The 18,479-nt window shown below is 52.2% G+C and carries 17 protein-coding genes and 1 riboswitch; of the genes, 2 read left to right on the plus strand and 15 right to left on the minus strand.

The window, feature by feature from the left end; translation table 11 throughout:
* Nucleotides 1-150 precede the first annotated feature (150 nt).
* The 4 genes from MKX76_RS22635 to pth form a co-directional block, all read right to left on the minus strand.
* On the minus strand, nt 151-1,254 hold the full coding sequence (locus tag MKX76_RS22635) for a peptidylprolyl isomerase (protein WP_007132875.1): 1,104 nt from the start codon (nt 1,252-1,254) through the stop codon (nt 151-153).
* Nucleotides 1,238-4,765, minus strand: a complete 3,528-nt coding sequence (gene mfd, locus MKX76_RS22640; RefSeq protein WP_341034647.1) for a transcription-repair coupling factor — start codon at nt 4,763-4,765, stop codon at nt 1,238-1,240. The genes MKX76_RS22635 and mfd overlap by 17 nt, the downstream gene beginning before the upstream one ends.
* A 195-nt stretch (nt 4,766-4,960) precedes the next feature.
* Nucleotides 4,961-5,191, minus strand: a complete 231-nt coding sequence (locus MKX76_RS22645) for an anti-sigma-F factor Fin family protein (protein WP_341034648.1) — start codon at nt 5,189-5,191, stop codon at nt 4,961-4,963.
* Nucleotides 5,192-5,267: 76 nt separating this feature from the next.
* Nucleotides 5,268-5,831, minus strand: coding sequence for an aminoacyl-tRNA hydrolase (gene pth / locus MKX76_RS22650; protein ID WP_007132872.1), 564 nt, complete (start codon nt 5,829-5,831; stop codon nt 5,268-5,270).
* A gap of 108 nt (nt 5,832-5,939) precedes the next feature.
* Between pth and MKX76_RS22655 the strand changes: the two genes are divergently transcribed.
* Complete coding sequence (locus tag MKX76_RS22655) at nt 5,940-6,140, plus strand: hypothetical protein (RefSeq protein ID WP_007132871.1); 201 nt, start codon at nt 5,940-5,942, stop codon at nt 6,138-6,140.
* Between the two features lie 153 nt (nt 6,141-6,293).
* On the opposite strand, the gene MKX76_RS22660 is transcribed toward MKX76_RS22655, so the two are convergent.
* The 7 genes from MKX76_RS22660 to veg form a co-directional block, all read right to left on the minus strand.
* Nucleotides 6,294-7,247, minus strand: coding sequence for a ribose-phosphate diphosphokinase (locus MKX76_RS22660; RefSeq protein WP_007132870.1), 954 nt, complete (start codon nt 7,245-7,247; stop codon nt 6,294-6,296).
* Nucleotides 7,248-7,326: 79 nt separating this feature from the next.
* A complete protein-coding gene (glmU, locus tag MKX76_RS22665) occupies nt 7,327-8,721 on the minus strand; it encodes a bifunctional UDP-N-acetylglucosamine diphosphorylase/glucosamine-1-phosphate N-acetyltransferase GlmU (RefSeq protein WP_341034649.1) in 1,395 nt (464 codons plus the stop codon).
* Nucleotides 8,722-8,831: 110 nt separating this feature from the next.
* The gene (gene spoVG / locus MKX76_RS22670) at nt 8,832-9,116 is read right to left on the minus strand and encodes a septation regulator SpoVG (RefSeq protein WP_006207419.1); all 285 of its coding nucleotides are present in this window, start codon (nt 9,114-9,116) and stop codon (nt 8,832-8,834) included.
* A 185-nt stretch (nt 9,117-9,301) separates the two neighbouring features.
* Nucleotides 9,302-10,129: a pur operon repressor gene (gene purR / locus MKX76_RS22675; protein WP_341034650.1), complete on the minus strand. Its 828-nt coding sequence runs from the start codon at nt 10,127-10,129 to the stop codon at nt 9,302-9,304.
* Between the two features lie 101 nt (nt 10,130-10,230).
* Nucleotides 10,231-11,094 (minus strand): 4-(cytidine 5'-diphospho)-2-C-methyl-D-erythritol kinase, encoded by an 864-nt coding sequence (ispE, locus tag MKX76_RS22680; RefSeq protein ID WP_007132867.1) that lies wholly within the window; start codon nt 11,092-11,094, stop codon nt 10,231-10,233.
* A gap of 184 nt (nt 11,095-11,278) precedes the next feature.
* Nucleotides 11,279-11,461 (minus strand): small, acid-soluble spore protein, alpha/beta type, encoded by a 183-nt coding sequence (locus MKX76_RS22685; protein ID WP_028406020.1) that lies wholly within the window; start codon nt 11,459-11,461, stop codon nt 11,279-11,281.
* Nucleotides 11,462-11,834: 373 nt separating this feature from the next.
* On the minus strand, nt 11,835-12,110 hold the full coding sequence (veg, locus tag MKX76_RS22690; RefSeq protein WP_007132865.1) for a biofilm formation stimulator Veg: 276 nt from the start codon (nt 12,108-12,110) through the stop codon (nt 11,835-11,837).
* A 346-nt stretch (nt 12,111-12,456) separates the two neighbouring features.
* Here veg and MKX76_RS22695 point away from each other — a divergent pair.
* A protein-coding gene (locus MKX76_RS22695; RefSeq protein ID WP_341033727.1) for an IS1182 family transposase occupies nt 12,457-13,817 on the plus strand; the annotation gives its coding sequence in 2 pieces (ribosomal slippage) (nt 12,457-13,024 and nt 13,024-13,817; 1,362 coding nt in all).
* Nucleotides 13,818-13,997: 180 nt separating this feature from the next.
* Here MKX76_RS22695 and yabG read toward each other — a convergent pair.
* The 4 genes from yabG to MKX76_RS22715 all read right to left on the minus strand — a co-directional run bounded on the left by yabG (nt 13,998) and on the right by MKX76_RS22715 (nt 17,883).
* Nucleotides 13,998-14,894 carry a sporulation peptidase YabG gene (yabG, locus tag MKX76_RS22700; RefSeq protein WP_251537916.1) on the minus strand — a complete coding sequence of 299 codons (897 nt, stop codon included), beginning with the start codon at nt 14,892-14,894 and terminating at the stop codon, nt 13,998-14,000.
* A 136-nt stretch (nt 14,895-15,030) separates the two neighbouring features.
* A complete protein-coding gene (gene rsmA / locus MKX76_RS22705) occupies nt 15,031-15,915 on the minus strand; it encodes a 16S rRNA (adenine(1518)-N(6)/adenine(1519)-N(6))-dimethyltransferase RsmA (protein ID WP_028406022.1) in 885 nt (294 codons plus the stop codon).
* 1 nt (nt 15,916) lies between these two features.
* Nucleotides 15,917-16,465: a ribonuclease M5 gene (gene rnmV, locus MKX76_RS22710; protein WP_028406023.1), complete on the minus strand. Its 549-nt coding sequence runs from the start codon at nt 16,463-16,465 to the stop codon at nt 15,917-15,919.
* Between the two features lie 227 nt (nt 16,466-16,692).
* On the minus strand, nt 16,693-17,883 hold the full coding sequence (locus tag MKX76_RS22715) for a ubiquitin-like domain-containing protein (RefSeq protein ID WP_144871837.1): 1,191 nt from the start codon (nt 17,881-17,883) through the stop codon (nt 16,693-16,695).
* A 276-nt stretch (nt 17,884-18,159) separates the two neighbouring features.
* A riboswitch (cyclic di-AMP (ydaO/yuaA leader) is annotated at nt 18,160-18,373 on the minus strand.
* Nucleotides 18,374-18,479 lie beyond the last annotated feature (106 nt).

The raw sequence follows: 18,479 nt of genomic DNA on the forward strand, positions 1-18,479 counted from the left end.
TCAAATTCAGCCCGGTTTTCACTTTGCGAACGCGATAGCCCGCGCTCCTTCCTGCATGGTCATGAGGAAATCGACCTTGGAAAGCCAGGCCCCCCGTACCAGCAGCGGAGCTGGCATTATAAAGACGCTGGCGCAGGCCAAAGCTTCAGACTACTTCCCGCTGTCTCCAGTACCGGCAGCCGGTGCCTTCTCGCCACCAGCCGGCGCATCGCTGCCTTCGGCAGGCTTCGTTGCATCGCCGCCCTCCGCAGGCTTCTCTTCAGCAGGCTTGTCCCCGGCGTTCTCGCTCTTCGGCAGGTTCATGCTCTCGATCAAACCACTGAGCTCATTCTGCATAAAATTATCGATTTTGCCTGAAGCCAGCTTGTTCTGAATGCCTTCCTTCTCCTCGGCGGTTAGCTTGTCATACGTTACTTCTTCCCGCTTCTCGACCTTCATGATGTGGTAGCCGTAGCTGGTCTCCACAGGATCGCTGATTTTGTTCAGCTCAAGGGACAGGGCCTTCTCCTTGAATTCGGGAACCCATCGGCCAGCCGGCTCATTCTCATACAAGCCGCCCTTGTCCTTGGAGCCCGGATCCTCGGAGTATTCCTTGGCGATTGCAGCGAAATCCTCGCCTTTATTCAGCTTGGACTGCACTTCCTTCGCAATCTTGAGCGCCTCGCCCTCCGGTCTTTCCTTGCCTTCCGGATCCTGGAAGCCGACGAGGACGTGACGAACGCTGACTTTGGTATAATCCTGCTTGTTCGCCTCGAAATCCTTCTTCATATCGTCCTCGGTTACCTGGCTCTTCTCGTATTCCACGACCGTCATAATGCGAAGCATGTAATTCTTCACATCCTCCTCGGTCAGCTTCTGGGCTTCCAGCGCTTTCTTGTAATTCTCTTCTCCCATCGCGCTCTTGTTGCTCTTCAGCAGTTCATCCGCCTGCTTCCCGGCAGCTTCCTTGGCTTTGTCATCCGCTTTGGCGTACAGGTACTCATAAGCGACTCCCTGCTTCGCCAAATACTCCTTGAATTCGTCCATCTGCAGGAATTGTGCGTACTCCGGCGACATGAACTGAATCATCCGCTGCTCGAGATCGAATTCTTTCGCGGTCAACTCTCCGCCTTTATATTTGACAATAACTTTGCTGTCATCCACTTCATTCCCCTTGCTGTCATCCTTCCCGCAAGCGGCGATCATCGACATGGACAGCACGGCTGTTAATGATACGATAAAGGTTTTCCATGCCCTTTTATTTCTTGACGGCATTGTGTAGTTCTCCCTTCAGGTTAAATGGCTCCTTGGCAGCCTCCAGAAACTTCTCCAGCAATTCGAGCAATTGTTGATCGTCAAGACCCTTGCCTTTGATCCGGATAACCATGGCTGGCCCTTGTTCAAATTGTACACGTCTTTCGAACAGATTTCCAATTTGCGCAAGCGCTGCCGTGTTGACTGCCTTATCCTGCCCTTCGTAGAACTGGAGCAGGACATCGTCCCCCCGCTGCGTAATGGAGTCGATGCCATACGTACGACCATACACTTTCAATCGGGAAACCGCAAGCAAGTTGTTTACCGCCTGCGGCAGCTCGCCGAAGCGGTCAAGCAGCTCGTCCTCAAGCTCTGCCGATTCATCGATGGTGGTGACGGAAGCCACTTTTTTGTAAATTTCAATCTTCTGAATACTGTCGTAAATGTAATCCGACGGCAGATACGCGTCGATCCCCAGGTCGATGGAGGTGTTCCAGTCCTTGGTCGGCGCAGCCGTCTCGCCAAGCATGCTGACCTTCCGCTTCTGGATTTCCTCCGCCAGCATCTGGGAGTACAGATCGAAACCGACCGAAGCGATAAAGCCGTGCTGCTCCGCGCCGAGCAGATTGCCCGCGCCCCGGATCGACAAGTCGCGCATTGCGATTTTGAAGCCCGAACCCAGTTCGGTAAATTCTTTAATCGACTGAAGCCGCTTCTCCGCAACCTCGGTAAGCACCTTATCGCGCTGGTATGTGAAGTAAGCGTAGGCGATTCGATTCGAGCGTCCTACCCGCCCGCGCAGCTGATAAAGCTGAGATAATCCCATTTTGTCCGCGTCATGGACGATCAGGGTGTTCACGTTCGGGATGTCGACGCCCGTCTCAATGATGCTGGTGCTGACGAGCACATCGTACTCCCCGTCCAGGAAGTCCAGGATCGTCTTCTCCAGCTCCGTTTCGGACATCTGCCCATGGCCTACTCCGACCCTTGCTTCAGGAACAAGCATCGAAATCTGCGCGGCCATCTCATGAATGCCCTGCACCCGGTTATACAGGTAGTAGACCTGCCCGCCTCTGGCCAGCTCGCGCTCTATCGCTTCACGGACCAGGGTCTGGCTGTGCTCCACCACATACGTCTGCACGGGGAAGCGGTTCTCCGGCGGTGTCTCAATAACCGACAGGTCTCTTACCCCAAGCATCGACATATGCAGCGTCCGCGGGATCGGCGTTGCCGTTAAGGTCAGCACATCGACATTGGTTTTCAGCTTCTTCAGCTTCTCCTTATGCGTTACGCCGAACCGCTGCTCTTCATCCACGATCAGGAGGCCGAGATCCTTGAAGACGATGTCCTGCGACAGCAGCCGGTGCGTGCCGATCAGGATGTCAACGGCCCCCTGCTTTACCTTCTTGATCGTCTCATTCTGTTCCTTGCGGCTCCGGAAGCGGCTCAGCACCTGAATGTTGATCGGGTAGTTCGCGAACCGTTCGCGGAACGTTTCATAGTGCTGCTGGGCCAGAATGGTCGTCGGAACCAGCACGGCCACCTGTTTGCCTTCAATCGCCGCCTTAAACGCCGCTCGAACAGCCACCTCGGTTTTGCCGTAGCCGACGTCTCCGCACAGCAGCCGGTCCATCGGACGGTTCTGCTCCATATCCTTCTTGATTTCCGCAATGGCGCGAAGCTGGTCCGGCGTTTCGTCGTAAGGGAACATGTCCTCAAACTCCTGCTGCTCCGGCGTATCTTTGTCGAACCCGTATCCCGGAGCCGACTGGCGCTCAGCGTACAGCTTGATCAAGTCATCAGCGATATCCTGCACGGAAGAACGGACCTTGTTCTTTACGCGGGTCCATTCGTTGCCGCCCAGCTTGTAAATCTTCGGCTCCTTGTCCTCGGAGCCGACATATTTCTGAATGAGATCGATCTGCTCGATCGGAACGGACAGCTTATCCCCGCCCGCATACAGGATATGCATGTAATCCTTATGAATCCCGTTGATCTCGAGCGTGCCGATCCCCATATATTTCCCGATTCCGTGGTTTTGATGCACGACATAGTCGCCGACCTTAAGCTCCGTATAACTCTTGATGCGTTCGGCGTTGTCCATGCTTTTCGTCGTTTTGCGGGTTTTGCGCTGCTTCGAAGAGAACATCTCGCTCTCCGTAATGACAGCCGCATGAACGGACGGCATTTCGAAGCCGTTTTGAAGATGGCCCTCGAACATCAGCGGCTCGTCAATGCCATAGTCATTCAGCACCCGGCGCATACGCTCCATGCGCTCTGCATCGCCGGCGAGCATCATGACCTGGACGCCGGATTTCTTCCAGCGGTCCATCTCTGATTTCAATACATTCATCTGCCCGTGGAAATCCTGCATGCCGCGCGTAATGAAGTTAACGATATTCTGCGGCTGCATTCTCGGAACCTGGCGCAGGAAGATCGATATGAGCAGACATTGGTACGGATGCTGATAGATCAGCTCCTCGGTATCCAGCGATAATGGAAGATCCGGCAGCGATTTACCGTGCTGAAGCAGATGCAGGTTCCACTCCGCCTCGTCCCGTTCCAGCTGCTTGGCCGTTTCCAGCAGTCTTGCAGGCTCATCCAGCACCAAAATCGTATCCTTCGGCATGTAGTCATAGAGATGCGTCTTCTCCGGATAGAGCAGTGAAATATATTTATAGATTTCAGGGAAATAGATTCGCTCGCGCAGCAACTCTACTTCCCGATGAATTTCCTCACGCAGCCGAAGCTTGGCCTGCCGGTCGGTCATTCGCTCAAGCTGAGCCTCCAGCATCCGGGTCACCGTCTCGGCCGTACGATTCAGCCGCTCCGAATCGGCTATGATCTCCTTGCACGGTGTAATGACGACCTCCCGAACCATATCAATCGATCGCTGATCGGCCGGGTCAAAGGTTCGGATCGAATCGATGTCCTCATCGAACAGCTCAACCCGGTACGCCATCGCCGCCGTCATCGGATAGAAGTCGATGATTCCGCCGCGAACACTCATCTCGCCGCGGCTTTCGACGCGCTCCACCCGTTCATAGCCCATCTCGATCATCCGATTCAGGAACGCATCCAGCTCGAGTGTTCCTCCGTCCTGAAGCGTAATCCGGGCATCCGCCATGACTTCCGGCGCCGGAAGCAGACGGCGCACACCGGAAAACGGCGCAACGACAATACCCCGGAAGCCTCTGGCGCAGCGGACAAGGACATCAATCCGCTGTGCTAGAGTCTCGGGGCTCGATACGGCCGATTCCGCCGCAACCAGTTCATTTGCCGGATAGAGCAGCACCTGATCCGGTGAAAGCGCCTCCTGTAAATCATCAGCGATTTTCTGGGCTGAGAACATATTATGCGTAACAACGAGCAGCGGGCGCTGCTGGTCCTGATGCAGCGCGGCCATGAGGATTTGCCTGGAGGATCCGGATAGCCCGGATATCAGCTGCTCCCTCATTCCGGTTCCTACGCCGGCCGCAATGGATTTGAAATCCGAATCCTTCGAAAATACATCAATAAGTGCTTGTAACAAAGGGGGCACCTCTCTTATGCAAAAGAAATGGATTATTCTATTTCGTTCTCACTTGCGTGCTAAGACGACAGTTGTAAAATTAAAACCGAAAAGAAGCCTTGGGCAACGCTGCCAAGGCTAACACACGGCGGCTGCCGAACAAAGCAAGCCGCCTGATGTCTTCTACCATATTTTATCTTGTACCCCATTATACGCTCATTGAAGGGGATTTGCCAAAAGACTCAGCTCCGGATGGGCTTCAAGCGCCTCCCTGCAGTGGTCGCAGGTGACCTTAACCATCACGTCGCCGTTCAAATCATACGCTATTATATCCTTGCGCTCCTCAGGGGTCAAGGAATCGAATCCGAGCTTTTCTTCGGTTATCACGCACGAATCGATCCGGCCCTGAAAGGCTCGACAATGTCTGCAAACGTAGGTTATCGCCATCATATGCCTCCTGAAGGTCGTATATACCCTTCAGTATGCCCGGAAATCTTCCGTTTCAGACTATGATTCTGCGTGGCTATGCGTTATTGAATTTCGCCATGGTCTGCTCAAAGGTGTGATCCAGGCTGAACTCCAGCGCGTCGCAGGTCATGTCCACCATGCTCTGCAGCTGCTCCCGTTCGCCCTTCGGAAATGCCCCAAGCACATAATCCACGATGGCATAGCCCGGCTCCGGTCTCGAGATGCCCATCCGGACGCGGTTAAAGGTTTGGGTCCCGGTATGCTGAATGATGGACTTGATGCCGTTATGCCCGCCCGCGCTGCCTTGATACCGGAGACGGATCTTCCCAACGGCTGTATCGAGATCATCGTAGACAACAATCATATCTTCGAGCGGCGCCTTATAATAATCCATATAGGCCCGCACCGCTTCGCCTGACAGATTCATAAAGGTCATCGGCTTGATCAGCACCGTTTTGGTACCGCCGATCATGCCCTCGGCAATGACCGATTTGCATTTGCTCTGGTTGAATTTCATGCCATGGCGCTCTGCCAGAGCATCCAGTGCCATAAACCCGACGTTATGGCGTGTTTTCTCATAAGCTGGACCGGGATTTCCCAATCCGACAATCCATTTCATCGCAGTTAATTCCTTTCACGATTAGTACTTTCTTCTTAGCCTGTATTTCGAGTACAATATGAACAAAACCTATTGGTATTTATGCCCTCATAAGAAGGTGAATCGGTTTTGAGAGATTATGAACAGAAATTGACGCATCACAGCCATTTTCAATACCATATGAAGCATGGCATCCCCGTTCAAGTCTACGAGCTAGGGTGTCATGTCGACGTAGGCCTGATCACCGCCGTCGACGCTTATTTTGTCGAGCTGGAGGGAACGGTCTATAACCGCAATACGTTTACCTTTATTTCAAGACCTGGATATTGATTACACCTGCCATGAACTTGGGGTAAATTCTTTAGAACATCGCATTTTGAAAACGGTTACTTTCCCGCTATGCGTAATATCCATGAGGTCAGGATAGCAGGCAAGGGCTACATTTCCTGCAAGCAGAAGATGTAACCCTTACGGCCAGGTTTGTTATTCTATTTCAAACAATTTACTGATGGATAATTCCTCGTGTACCCGGATAATCGCTTCTCCCATGAGCGGAGCAACAGACAGCACGGTCAGCTTGCTGCTCGGATTCGGATGTGTGATTGGAATGGTGTCCGTCACAACAACTTCCTTCAGCGGCGAGTTTTCCAAGCGTTCATGGGCAGGACCGGACAGCACCGGATGCGTACAGCAAGCATACACTTCCTTCACGCCGCCTTCCATCAGCGCATTGGCGCCGAGTACGATCGTGCCGGCAGTATCGATGATATCGTCGATCAGAATCGCGGTCTTGCCTTCGATATGTCCGATGATGTTCATCACTTCGCTGACGTTCGGCTCCGGCCGCCGCTTATCGATAATAGCCAGCGGGGCATTCAGGAAATCAGCAAGCTTCCTTGCGCGTACGACGCCGCCATGGTCCGGGGACACGACGACAGGATTCTCGATTTGCTTCGAACGGAAATATTGGGCAAGGATCGGAACACCGAGCAAATGATCCACCGGAATATCGAAAAATCCCTGGATCTGCATCGCATGCAGGTCCATCGTAATGACGCGGTGAGCGCCGGCTTTCTCAATCAGGTTCGCCACCAACTTGGCGGTGATCGGATCACGCGAACGAGCCTTGCGGTCTTGACGGGCATATCCGTAATACGGGATGACCACGTTGATGCTCTTTGCCGATGCCCGCTTGAGCGCATCCACCATAACCAGCAGCTCCATCAAGTTATCATTCACCGGAAGGCATGTGGACTGCACAACGTAGACATGGCAGCCCCGCACGCTTTCGGAGAGCTTCACTTGAATTTCGCCGTCGCTAAAGCTGGTCGTAAGCGATTCTCCCATCGGAATGCCGATATAGTCGGCAATTTGATGGGCGAGCTTTGGATTGGAATTACACGTAAATATTTTTAATTTAGAATCAAGATAAGTCATAGAATAAAAACCCTCCGTGCTGGTTCGTTGAATTAGGCTATCCGATCACCGCTTCACGTCAATTCAGGAAGCCGGCGTATTACGATTCCCTGTTCTTCTTGGCTTTAGCGCGCGCCCGGATCTTCTCCGCATAACCCGGCTTGTTCTCCTGACGCTGTCTTGCGATGGCCAGATCATTCTCATCAACCGACTGGGTAATGGTCGAGCCGGCAACCACAAATGCGCCTTTGCCGACTTTGACCGGCGCAATCAAATTCACATTGCTGCCGATAAATGCGTCGTCCTCGATTTCGGTAACGGACTTATTATAACCATCATAGTTGACCGTAATCGCACCGCAGCCGATATTGACGTTTTTCCCGACCTTGGCGTCACCGACATAGCTAAGATGCGACACTTTCGAGCCATTGTCGATCGTTGCATTCTTCACCTCGACAAAGTCGCCAACCTTCACGTCCTCACCGAGCTTGGCCCCCGGACGAAGATAAGCAAACGGGCCTACCGATGTGCGGGCTCCGACTTCTGCCTTGCTCAGCACCGATTGCTTGACGCTGGCACCGTCCGCGATGACAGAATCCTCAATATCCGAATTCGGTCCGATTACGCAGTTCTCCCCAATGACGGTATTGCCCTTCAGCACCGTTCCCGGATACAGTACCGTATCCGCTCCGATGGTCACATCGGCACCGATATACGTCGACGCCGGATCGATGATCGTAACCCCGTTCAGCATATGCATACGGTTAATGCGCTCCCGCATGAAGCCTTCGGCTTCGGAGAGGGCCAGCCGGTCATTGACGCCGATCGACTCCGCGTAATCATCGGTCTGATAAGCAAGCACGGTTTCGCCGGCTTCCTTCAGGATGCCGATGCAATCGGTCAGATAATATTCCTGCTGCGCGTTCTGGTTCGTCACTTTTTCCAGTGCAGCAAATAGCTTTTTATTATCAAAACAATAGGTACCGGTATTAATCTCAGTGACCGCATCCTCTGCAGGGCTGCAGTCCTTCTGCTCCACGATCCGCTGCACGCTGTCATCTCCGCCGCGGATGACCCGGCCGTAGCCCTTCGGGTTATCCATATGCGCCGTCAATACCGTTGCTGCCGCATTATTATTTTCATGCAGTTTCAGCAAATTTTCCAGGGTGCTTGACGTCACAAGCGGAGTGTCCCCGCAAATCACGATCGTCGAGCCTTCTTCCCCGCCAAGAAGATCCTTGGCTTGCTTCACAGCGTGGCCCGTCCCGAGCTGCTGCTCCTGTAAAACATATTCCGCTGCGTCCTGCAGGTACGTGCGAACGGCTTCAGCGCCATGTCCAACCACCACAACGCTGCGCTCACAGTTCACCTGCTGTACTGTCTGCAGTACATGTCCTACCATCGGCTTGCCACAAACAGGATGCAGCACTTTATATAGTTTGGATTTCATACGTTTGCCCTGCCCAGCGGCGAGCACAATAGCAAATCTTTTCAAGGGCCATGCCTCCTCCTCTTGAACTCACTACTGAATATATCTCATTCTACAAAAAAAGAAAAGAGAGCCACAAATATGGCTCTCTTTTCCTTGAACCCCAATTGTAAATCTTAAGCGCCTTCTTCAATCACTTCTTCTTCTGTAGCCGCACGCTCATACTCGGCCAGGACAGCCGATTGAATCTTCTCGCGGGTACCCGAAGAAATGGGATGGGCAATATCGCGGAATTCTCCGTCCGGAGTGCGTTTGCTCGGCATTGCGACAAACATTCCATTGTTTCCGTCGATGACGCGAATGTCGTGAACGACAAATTCATTATCGATGGTAATGGATGCGATTGCCTTCATTCTCCCCTCAGAGTTAACACGGCGGAGTCTGACATCCGTAATTTGCATATGTGTTCACCACCTTTTTCCATCAGAGACTTGGGTAGTATAATTCCACACAGCAAACACGAAATCCTTCTTTTTTGTCCTATAAAATGTCCTAAAATCAGGAATTTTTTTTAGAATGTGATATTTTCGACAGACTTCGTGCCCATTCGGATGGAAACGCTATTATATCGACAAAAAATGCAATGTTATTTCTCGAAATAATTTCCAGGATTCACGGTAATCATTTTGGTTTTGGCATCCACGTCGCTCAATCGGGCTAGCGATATATAGTCCTGAAGAAGCCTCTCCTCGTTCTCTACTGCCCCTGACTCCACCAATACGCCCACACCTGCGACTTCGGCATTAAATTCGCCAAGCAAGTCGACCATTCCCTGAATGGTGCCTCCGGCCTTCATGAAATCATCCACGATAAGGACGCGGGAGCGCTCCTTGAGTGCCCGGCGGGACAGCGACATCGTATGGATGCTTTTATGGGAGCCGGAAACATAGTTGATGCTTACGGCCGATCCTTCCGTTACTTGATGGTCCCGGCGGACTAGTACGACCGGCAGGTTAAGCTGTGCCGCGGTCGCATAAGCGAGCGGAATGCCCTTCGTTTCCACGGTCATCACCACGTCGATCTCCCGGTCGGAGAACGCGGTGGCAATAATTTTGCCCGCTTCGTTCATAAGCGATGGCTGACCGAGCAGATCGGACATGTAGAGATAGCCTCCCGGCAGAATCCGGTCGGACTGCTGCAGCTGCCTGCACAGCTCCTCGGCAAAAGCGAGGGCGTGGTCTCTGCGCAGCTTCGGAATGTATCTTACGCCTCCTGCGGCGCCGGCGAGCGTCTGGAGCTCTCCAAGCCCCTCGTTCTCAAATACGTCCTTAATGATCGCCAAGTCCTCGCTAATGGACGACTTGGCCGCACTATAACGCTCGGCGAACGTCGTCAAGGGAATCAACGTATGCGGTTTAGATAGTAAATATTGGGTCATATCGACCAATCGTTCGCTTCGTTTTAATTTTTTCACTGGGATTCCTCGCTAAATCCGAATATTATATGTTAAATATAACATCTTTGTACGTATTTATACAACTCAGATTGAAATTCTTCCCCGAAGCCGTGTCCATTTTATGCATTTCCGGTTAGCAGACGGACCGCATAAACCTCTTTGCAGAATCCCCGAAGGCCGTTATAAATGCGGGCGACTTTAGACTCCCTGGATACCAGACCGAAGACCGTCGGGCCGCTGCCGGACATTAGCGCGCCATCCGCGCCCAGCTTCAGCATGCCTTCCTTCAGCTGCTGAACCTCCGGATGCATCTTCAAGGTAACCTCCTCCAGCACGTTTCCGAGCTCTTTGCACATCTGGTGGAAGCTGCCCTGCTCGAGCGCCCCGATCATCCGCTCCGCCGACGGGTGCGCCTGGATTTGATCACTGCGCAGTCGTCCGTATACCTCTGCCGTCGATACGTTGATCGGCGGCTTCGCCACGATTACCCAGCACTGAGGCGGACTCGGGATCGGCTTCAGCACCTCGCCTCGCCCGGTAGCCAGGGCGGTTCCGCCGCTCACGCAGAAGGGCACATCGGAGCCGAGCTCAGCTCCAAGCTTAAGCAGCTCCTCTTTCGGGATATTCAACCCCCAGAGGCGGTTTAGTCCCCGCAAGGTCGCCGCCGCATCGCTGCTGCCTCCTGCCAGTCCCGCTGCTACCGGAATTTTTTTGTCGAGGTGGATATGTACACCTTTCCGCACGTCGTAGCGCTCTTTAATGAGTCTTGCTGCCTGAAAGGCCAAATTCTTCTCGTCCAGAGGGATGTAACCCGCCTGGGACGTTATGATGATGGTGTCCCGCTTCTGCTCCGACATTTCGAGCCGGTCGGCAAGGTCAATCATGGTCATGACCATTTCCACCTCATGGAACCCATCCGGGCGCTTATGGAGCACATCCAGCATCAGGTTGATTTTGGCCGGTGCTTTTTCGTATATTTTCAAGAACGTTCACCTATCCTTAGCTTTTCCCTATGCATGAACTTACCATATCCAGAGAAAAACTTCTATTGCCTCTATCTTAACAAACTCGGGCTTCGAAGTCATGGACCCGGTTTTACGTCTTCCGATCTGAACAGAGAGCCCTCCGTCACCGGAGGGCTGCTTGCCGCATTCACTTACGAACAGATTAGAGATCGGATTTCTTGGCAGCCCGCTCCGCAAGCTCAATCGCGCGTTTTACCATATTGCCGGCGTCCTTCGCGCGAATGCCGCCCCAGCCTTCCTTCTCCACCGTATCGTAGAATCCAAGCTCTTTTGCCAATTCAGTCTTGAGCTGCTCTGACATGATACTGCGTCTTCTCCGGCCCATCCTAAACGCCTCCTTGGATGATTTCGTGATCATAACGGCAGTGACGAGCGCATCCTCAGCGAGCAAGCCTCGGTCCACCGGACATCATCGAATCAGCTCGCATCATCCCTCTGCCCAGGCACCGGAAGTTGTTCGCTGCAGAAGATCCGCTCCCGGTTAGTATGCGTACCCGGATCTCCTCTCATTCCAGGCTGTAGATGGCATCCTCTCCTGATTATGCGAAAGCCGGGAGGCAAAAGGGCCTGTCTCGACCCCCCTGCTCTATAAGGCAGATATACGCCCCATGATCCCTGCATGACCCGGAACCCTCCAGGGAAAACAAAAACAGCCTCCGCTAACGAAGGCTGTTCTCTCGTGACATATCGTCATGTCGTTATGACTTGATATAGGTGATTCGCATCTGGTTGTCATCGCCGGTCACCATGATTTCCACGGTTTCGGTCAGAATATCGGCATAACTGTAAGACACGCGTTTAAAGGTCTGCTGGTCTTGATCCAGCTTAACAATGAAAACAGAAGGGTACGTTTCTTCCAAAACACCAGTACGCTCGACGGTCTTACGGCGGCCACCGTTAGCCCGAAGCGTAATTTTTTGCCCTAAATGGGCATCGAGACTGCGTTTGATTTCCAACAGCGCATTTTTAGCCATTGTCGACGACCACCTCTTTCCTTGTCCATTATACCGAACTTCCAGCATTTTGTCAAATCAAAAACATTAATTATATCAGCATCAAAAATACGTTGTCAATGTATTTTTTTTAGCCCGGCAAATCTCATTTCCATTTGCATTAATATGCGCTAAATCGACAAGCTTTATGTATGATATTTGACAATTTTCTTCACCGTATAGAACAAAGTAAAAAAACCCCGGTGCCCGGGGTTTTCAGGCTGTCGAGAAAGTCTCGACAGCTATTTTCTTGTGAATTTAATTCAACACGACACCGCGTTAATGTTGTATAATGGTATTAAATAAACCGTTCGGAAGGGTGTTACATATGTTGCGTTCGAATCGAGAAAAACAGCAGGCTTACGAATTTGTTTCGATTGAAGAATTGGTTCCTCAAGATCATCTGCTCCGTAAAGTGGACAAGTATATCGATTTCTCTTTCATCGACGAAAAGGTTCGTCCGCTTTACTGTGCTGATAATGGGCGGCCAGCTATCGACCCTGTCGTGTTATTTAAAATGATTTTCCTCGGTTATTTTTATGGCATCCGTTCCGAACGCCAACTCGAACGTGAGATTCAAACCAATCTTGCTTACCGCTGGTTTTTGGGGTTAGGTCTAACCGACAAAGTGCCTGACCATTCTACGATTAGCTGGAATCGTCGCACTCGCTTTAAAGACACCGAGATTTTTCAGGAGATCTTCGATGAGATTGTGCTTCAAGCTATCCAGCACCGTATGGTGGGCGGACGTGTCTTAGTTACCGATTCAACCCACGTCAAAGCGAGTGCGAACAAGCATAAATACACAAAGGAGCAGGTTTTACAAAACACCCGTGACTATGTGAGTGAACTTAATGCTGCCGTGGAGGCTGACCGGAATGCACATGGAAAAAAGCGCTAAAGCCTAGAGAGGACGTGATCGAGGAAAAGGAAGTCAAAGTGAGCACGACAGATCCCGACAGCGGTTATATGATCCGTGATGGGAAACCGGAAGGATTTTTCTACTTAGATCACCGTACTGTGGACCTGAAATACAATATGATTACGGATGTACATGTCACCGCTGGAAATGTCCATGATTCTGTACCGTATTTATCCCGTTTGGATCGTCAACAACAACGATTTGGTTTTAAAGTCGAAGGCGTTGCTCTGGACTCCGGGTATTTGACTTCACCCATTTGCAAAGGGCTGCAAAGCCGAAATATTTTTGCCGTTATTGCTCACCGAAGATTTCACTCAACCCAAGGTTTATTCCCAAAATGGAAGTTCACTTATGACGCACAGCGTAATGTTTATGTCTGTCCAGCGAAGCACGAATTACCGTACACGACGACCAACCGCGAGGGATACCGGCAGTACGCTTCGGATCCACAGCATTGCAAGAACTGCCCGTTATTAAACGAATGCACACGGTCTCGCAACCACCGAAAGGTGGTAACCCGTCATGTCTGGGAGGACAGCAAAGAGTGGGTGCGAGGCAACCGGTTGAGTCGATCCGGGAAATATCTCTACCGAAAACGAAAAGAAACGATTGAGCGAAGCTTCGCGGATGCCAAAGAGCTCCATGGGTTTCGCTATTGCCGTTTGCGCGGTTTGCAGAACGTCAGGGAACAGGCCTTGATGACGGCAGCCGTGCAGAACATGAAGAAGATGGCGATCCACCTGGATCGCCTGGAAAAACGGGGGTAGCCCCCTCATATTTTTCTTAACTTAGTTACTTTGGAAATACAGAGAAACCCTGATCCTTTAAAAGGACAGGGTTTCTCGACAATCTGAAAACCCCGGTGCCCGGGGTTTTCTCAGCCTATATTCGGTTCTTCATCATCCTTGCGTCTTCGCATTCGAATGCCTCGCCGAACAAAGCACCGCTTAGCTGACGGAAGGCGTTACTTTCAATGTCGACAGATCCTGGAGGCTCGGCAGGCCGATCCTGTAGCTGCCCCTGGTCTCAATTCCGCCTACGCCTTGACTGCCGCTGATTGTATGGTGGATTACATCGTTGAGGTTGACCGTTTCCCGAACCGACGTATAGGCGGTCTTGGCGGCCACATAGACCGGGTCTAGGGCATGGATGAGAATTCTGCCCGGCGAGCTCGCAAAATTGGCTCCTGCCTGCAGCAGCGCTTCAAAATGCGACTGGCACGCTCCAGCCACGATAACCAAGGTATCCAGGTTCCGCTCATATTGCCGGGCCACCTGGATCGCCGATACGAAGTTATGCGAATTTTTGTAGCTGTCCAGACTGTATAAATCATACGGCTGTCTTCGCTTAAGAACCCCGTCATGACCTGTAATCACGACGATATCGGGTCGAACCCGCGGAAGGAGCCGATACAACGTATCGGCCATCGCCGATTCATTCACATAATGGCCTTCCGCAGGGACCCGAAGCTGGTTATAAAGCGCCATGCTCTTCTTCAGATACTGGGGATCCCCGTCCAGATGCAGGACCTTGCCCGGAACGTCGAAATATCCTTTAGCAGCCTGCGGGCCGCCGTTATTCCTAAGGCTCTTCAGCTGCCGCTCACTTTCTTCCTGTCGGCGCTTCTGCAGGCTCTCCAGCGTCTCATTCGCCTTAATCTGTGCCTGCTTCGTTCGCTCGCTTACGGCGGGATGCGGTACCTGGATCAGGTCATCGGCGGGAGCGTCGGCCAGCAGCCGGAATTCCGTGCCTTTGATGACGATAAGATTATGCCGCAATCCTTCTACCCGGAACGTTACATCGCCGCCGTAGGATTTACGAACGACCAAGTCTCCCAAGTTCATCACAACATCACCCCTACCCTATGGTATGGGCTAATGGAGCCATTGGTTCGTCATGGCGGCAATTTTCCCTCAGGCGGCTTGCCTTGACCTGATTGAATATCCTAAAGCCACGACCAGACCACACTTCGTTCCGTTTCTAACGAATCCCCGCCTCATACAGGACATTGCTCAGCCGTGCGTACTCCTCGATGCTCAGCGTCTCTCCCCTGCGCTTCGGATCGAGCCCCGCTTCCTCCAGCAGCTGCTCCAGCCGCTCGCGTCCTTCATCGGCGAAGAACCGGCTCTTCAGGTTGTTGGCAATCGTCTTTCGCCGCTGGGCGAATGAGGCTTGAACCACCTCGAAGAAAAAGGACTCATCCTCAACCGAAACCGGAGGCTCCTCCCTTACCGCGAGCCGAATGACGGCCGATTCCACATTGGGCTGCGGGATGAACACGGTATGCGGAACGATGCAGACGAGCTTCGGCTCGCTGTAATATTGAACTGCAATGCTGAGGCTTCCGTAATCCTTGCTTCCCGGCGCTGCGGCCATCCGCTCGGCGACCTCTTTCTGAATCATGACCACAATATTCTCCAGCGGCAGCTTCTCTTCCAGCAGCTTCATCAGAATAGGGGTCGTCACGTAATACGGCAGATTGGCGACAACGCTTACCTTCCCCACCTCCGCGAAATCCTGGCGGAACAGCTCGTGCAGATCCACCTTAAGGACATCTCCATGATGAACTTTAACGTTATCGTAAGGCTCCAGCACTTCCTTAAGAATCGGAATCAGGCGCTGATCGATCTCTACTGCGGTAACGGCTCCGGCCATCTGAGCCAGCTTCTCTGTTAACGCCCCGATGCCGGGACCGATCTCAAGCGCACCTTTCTCTTTATCAAGGCCGGCCGCCTCCACAATCTTGCCCAAAATATTCTGGTCGATCAGAAAATTCTGTCCCAGGCTCTTCTTAAAGGAAAAGCCATGGCGGGCAATGATCTCCTTCGTGCGTCTAGGTGTCGATATATCTTCCATCCGGTTCATATCAGCTTTGGCCTCCCTCTTCCAGCTGCGCAAGCGCCGCCAGAAACTCTTCACGCGATATTTGAAACATCGCCATACGTTTATGGAACTGCTTGGAGTTGCAATACCCGATACCCAGGACATTTCCCATGAACATTCTCCGGGCTGCAGCCTCCGGATGAGCCGTCAGCCCCGCATCGATCATGTCCTCCAGGCTGATCTGACTCTCCGCCCCCTCAAATGAGGTGTGGACGCGATCCAGGGCATGCCGTATAGCCTCCGGAGATGCGTTCTCGACTCCGATATCGCCCTTGCGCGTCGCATCCGCCTCCGGTATGAAGGCGTGCTTGCAGCCGGGGACATGACGGTCGATGATCTTGCGAATCCGTTCCCCTGCATGATCGGGGTCTGTCAGGATAATAACCCCCCTGCGCTCCTTCGCGAGGGCAATACGGCGCAGCGTATGCTTATTAATAGCAGAGCCGCCGGTCTCGATCGTGTCGGCATCCACCGCACGCTTGATCGCTACCGTATCGTCCCTGCCTTCAACCACAATTACTTCTCGGATCATAACGTTCTCTCTTCCTTCCCAAAAGGACACATACCGCCTGTCCGACCGTTCTCCTTGAATCGGCATCGGCTGAAACCATACGGCGTATTTTTTACATGATGGCCCCAAAATGCGACCAATACGCCGCAAAACAAAAGAAGAGGAGTTTCTCCTCTTCTTCATTATGATCTATTATAAGCTAAATTCGTTAGCATTAGAATGGCAAAGTCATTAGAAAATGGGATTCATTAGTTCAAATCAGGCTTTACGGGACCGATCACATAAACGGTGCGCCCCGATTTCCGGCCAAAGTTCATGGCCGCTTTCAGCGAATCGTAATACACATCAATTTTATGTCCCTTAATCGCTCCGCCGGTATCCTCTGCACGGCGGAAGCCAATGCCTTCGATGTACACCCACCAGCCGATCGGAATGATGCTCGGATCAACTGCAATCGTCCGGCCCTCGGTTACCCGTGTTCCGGAAGCCGTGCGGGTTCCGATTCCCGCCTGCTCAGCGGAATATGCGGTCATTGAAACATTATTCAGCACTTTCTGGTATTTGAAATCAACACCCGCTCTGGAGATGACGTTATTCTCCGTCGCTTTGGCGGTGGACACCTTTCTAGTGCCCGTAAGCTTCGCTGGGGCAGACTTCACATTCGGAGTCGCTGCCGCTTGAAGCACGACAGGCTTCTCTACCTTCTTCGTTCCTACGGCAATAATTTTGTCCTTCGTCTTACGCTCGACCTCTTGCGAGACCTTCGTCTTGGATACGAGCTTGCCGTTATGGTACACCTTCTCGTAGTGATGGACGAGAACGCCCGGCTCGCCCCGCTGAATGACACGGTTATCACCGCGCTCCAGCGACGGATCCGCAGTCTTGATGACGCGGAACTCGCGATTCTCCTTCTCCGATACGGTCTGCTTCGTAACCCGAACGATTTGAATGTCCATATCACTGGTAAGCTTGGTGTCCTGTGACGGCTTTACTATATCTTCACCCTTGATCGTAATGCCAGCTTCTTTGAGTACACTATCGACCGTGTCCTGGGTCGTGAATATGGTTTTGGTGGTGCCCCCTACTGTTACTTTAACTGGGATTGCACGGTCAATGATAATCCGGTCCCCATCCTGGATCGTCCCGTTTAAAGGCATCGAGACCTGATCCTGCGGATTCAGCGTGATCGCTTGCTCATCCAGCAATTCCTGAAGCAACGATCCTCTGGTTTCTACCGTGGTTACGCGGCCATCGACCACAATTTGAACTTGCTTGCCCGATTGATCATGGATAACCAGCGATACGAGAAGTGATACCGTAACAGCCCCCATGGCGCCGAGCATCATCAATTGACGCAAATTCTCATGCTTCCATCGCAATGCGTAAGACATGCTGGATGATTGTGATTCATGGGTTTCTTCAGGTTGAAAAATGCCCACTATTCCATCCTCCTTCATAGTCCCGCCGTCTTAGGTAACGCATGAATGCCTTTGACGTGACTATAGCAGTTATTCTCGCAAGGCGTGCTGCTATCTATCTAACGCCCTGCGTCAATCCCCGTCTTCCCGTTCACCACTAGGAATCACCTCCTGTTTACCAACAGTATGACGACACCTTCTCCAATATTCAAAAATAAAAGAAGCCAGCGTGAAAGAGTACTAGAGGCTCTAACGTGGCTTCCTGATGATTGAAATCATGGAAATGGTATGCACGAGAATTCCCCTCTTACTTCGCTTACGGAGTTAGCTGTCGGGTTCGGACGTAAGAGAGACGCCCTAGATTCGGTCGCCCGCTCATGGCGAGGACCTTCACATTCACCCCAAAGACCCGATAAAGAAATCATATACGGCTCGTGCACGACAGTTTACCATGCACGGCAGTATCGGTTCCCCCGTTCCCCAAACTTCGGAGATTAAGCGAGACGGTTCATGAAATATGATCGCTGAAGTTTCAGCTTTGCAAACTTGCAGCTTCTTATCACTGAAAAGATGATATCCTGTTTCCATGCAGGTTGTAAAGGAACAATCAAGCACAT

Origin of the sequence: Paenibacillus sp. FSL R5-0810 (assembly GCF_038002285.1) — a bacterium.
Classification (GTDB): Bacteria; Bacillota; Bacilli; order Paenibacillales; family Paenibacillaceae; genus Paenibacillus_AQ; species Paenibacillus_AQ lactis.

Coding starts and splice junctions, on each gene's coding strand:
- MKX76_RS22635 (WP_007132875.1), bottom strand. CDS start 1,254: ATGCCGTCAAGAAATAAAAGGGCATGGAAAACCTTTATCGTATCATTA.
- MKX76_RS22645 (WP_341034648.1), bottom strand. CDS start 5,191: ATGGCGATAACCTACGTTTGCAGACATTGTCGAGCCTTTCAGGGCCGG.
- pth (WP_007132872.1), bottom strand. CDS start 5,831: ATGAAATGGATTGTCGGATTGGGAAATCCCGGTCCAGCTTATGAGAAA.
- MKX76_RS22660 (WP_007132870.1), bottom strand. CDS start 7,247: ATGACTTATCTTGATTCTAAATTAAAAATATTTACGTGTAATTCCAAT.
- spoVG (WP_006207419.1), bottom strand. CDS start 9,116: ATGCAAATTACGGATGTCAGACTCCGCCGTGTTAACTCTGAGGGGAGA.
- MKX76_RS22685 (WP_028406020.1), bottom strand. CDS start 11,461: ATGGGCCGGAGAAGACGCAGTATCATGTCAGAGCAGCTCAAGACTGAA.
- veg (WP_007132865.1), bottom strand. CDS start 12,110: ATGGCTAAAAATGCGCTGTTGGAAATCAAACGCAGTCTCGATGCCCAT.
- yabG (WP_251537916.1), bottom strand. CDS start 14,894: ATGAACTTGGGAGACTTGGTCGTTCGTAAATCCTACGGCGGCGATGTA.
- rsmA (WP_028406022.1), bottom strand. CDS start 15,915: ATGAACCGGATGGAAGATATATCGACACCTAGACGCACGAAGGAGATC.
- rnmV (WP_028406023.1), bottom strand. CDS start 16,465: ATGATCCGAGAAGTAATTGTGGTTGAAGGCAGGGACGATACGGTAGCG.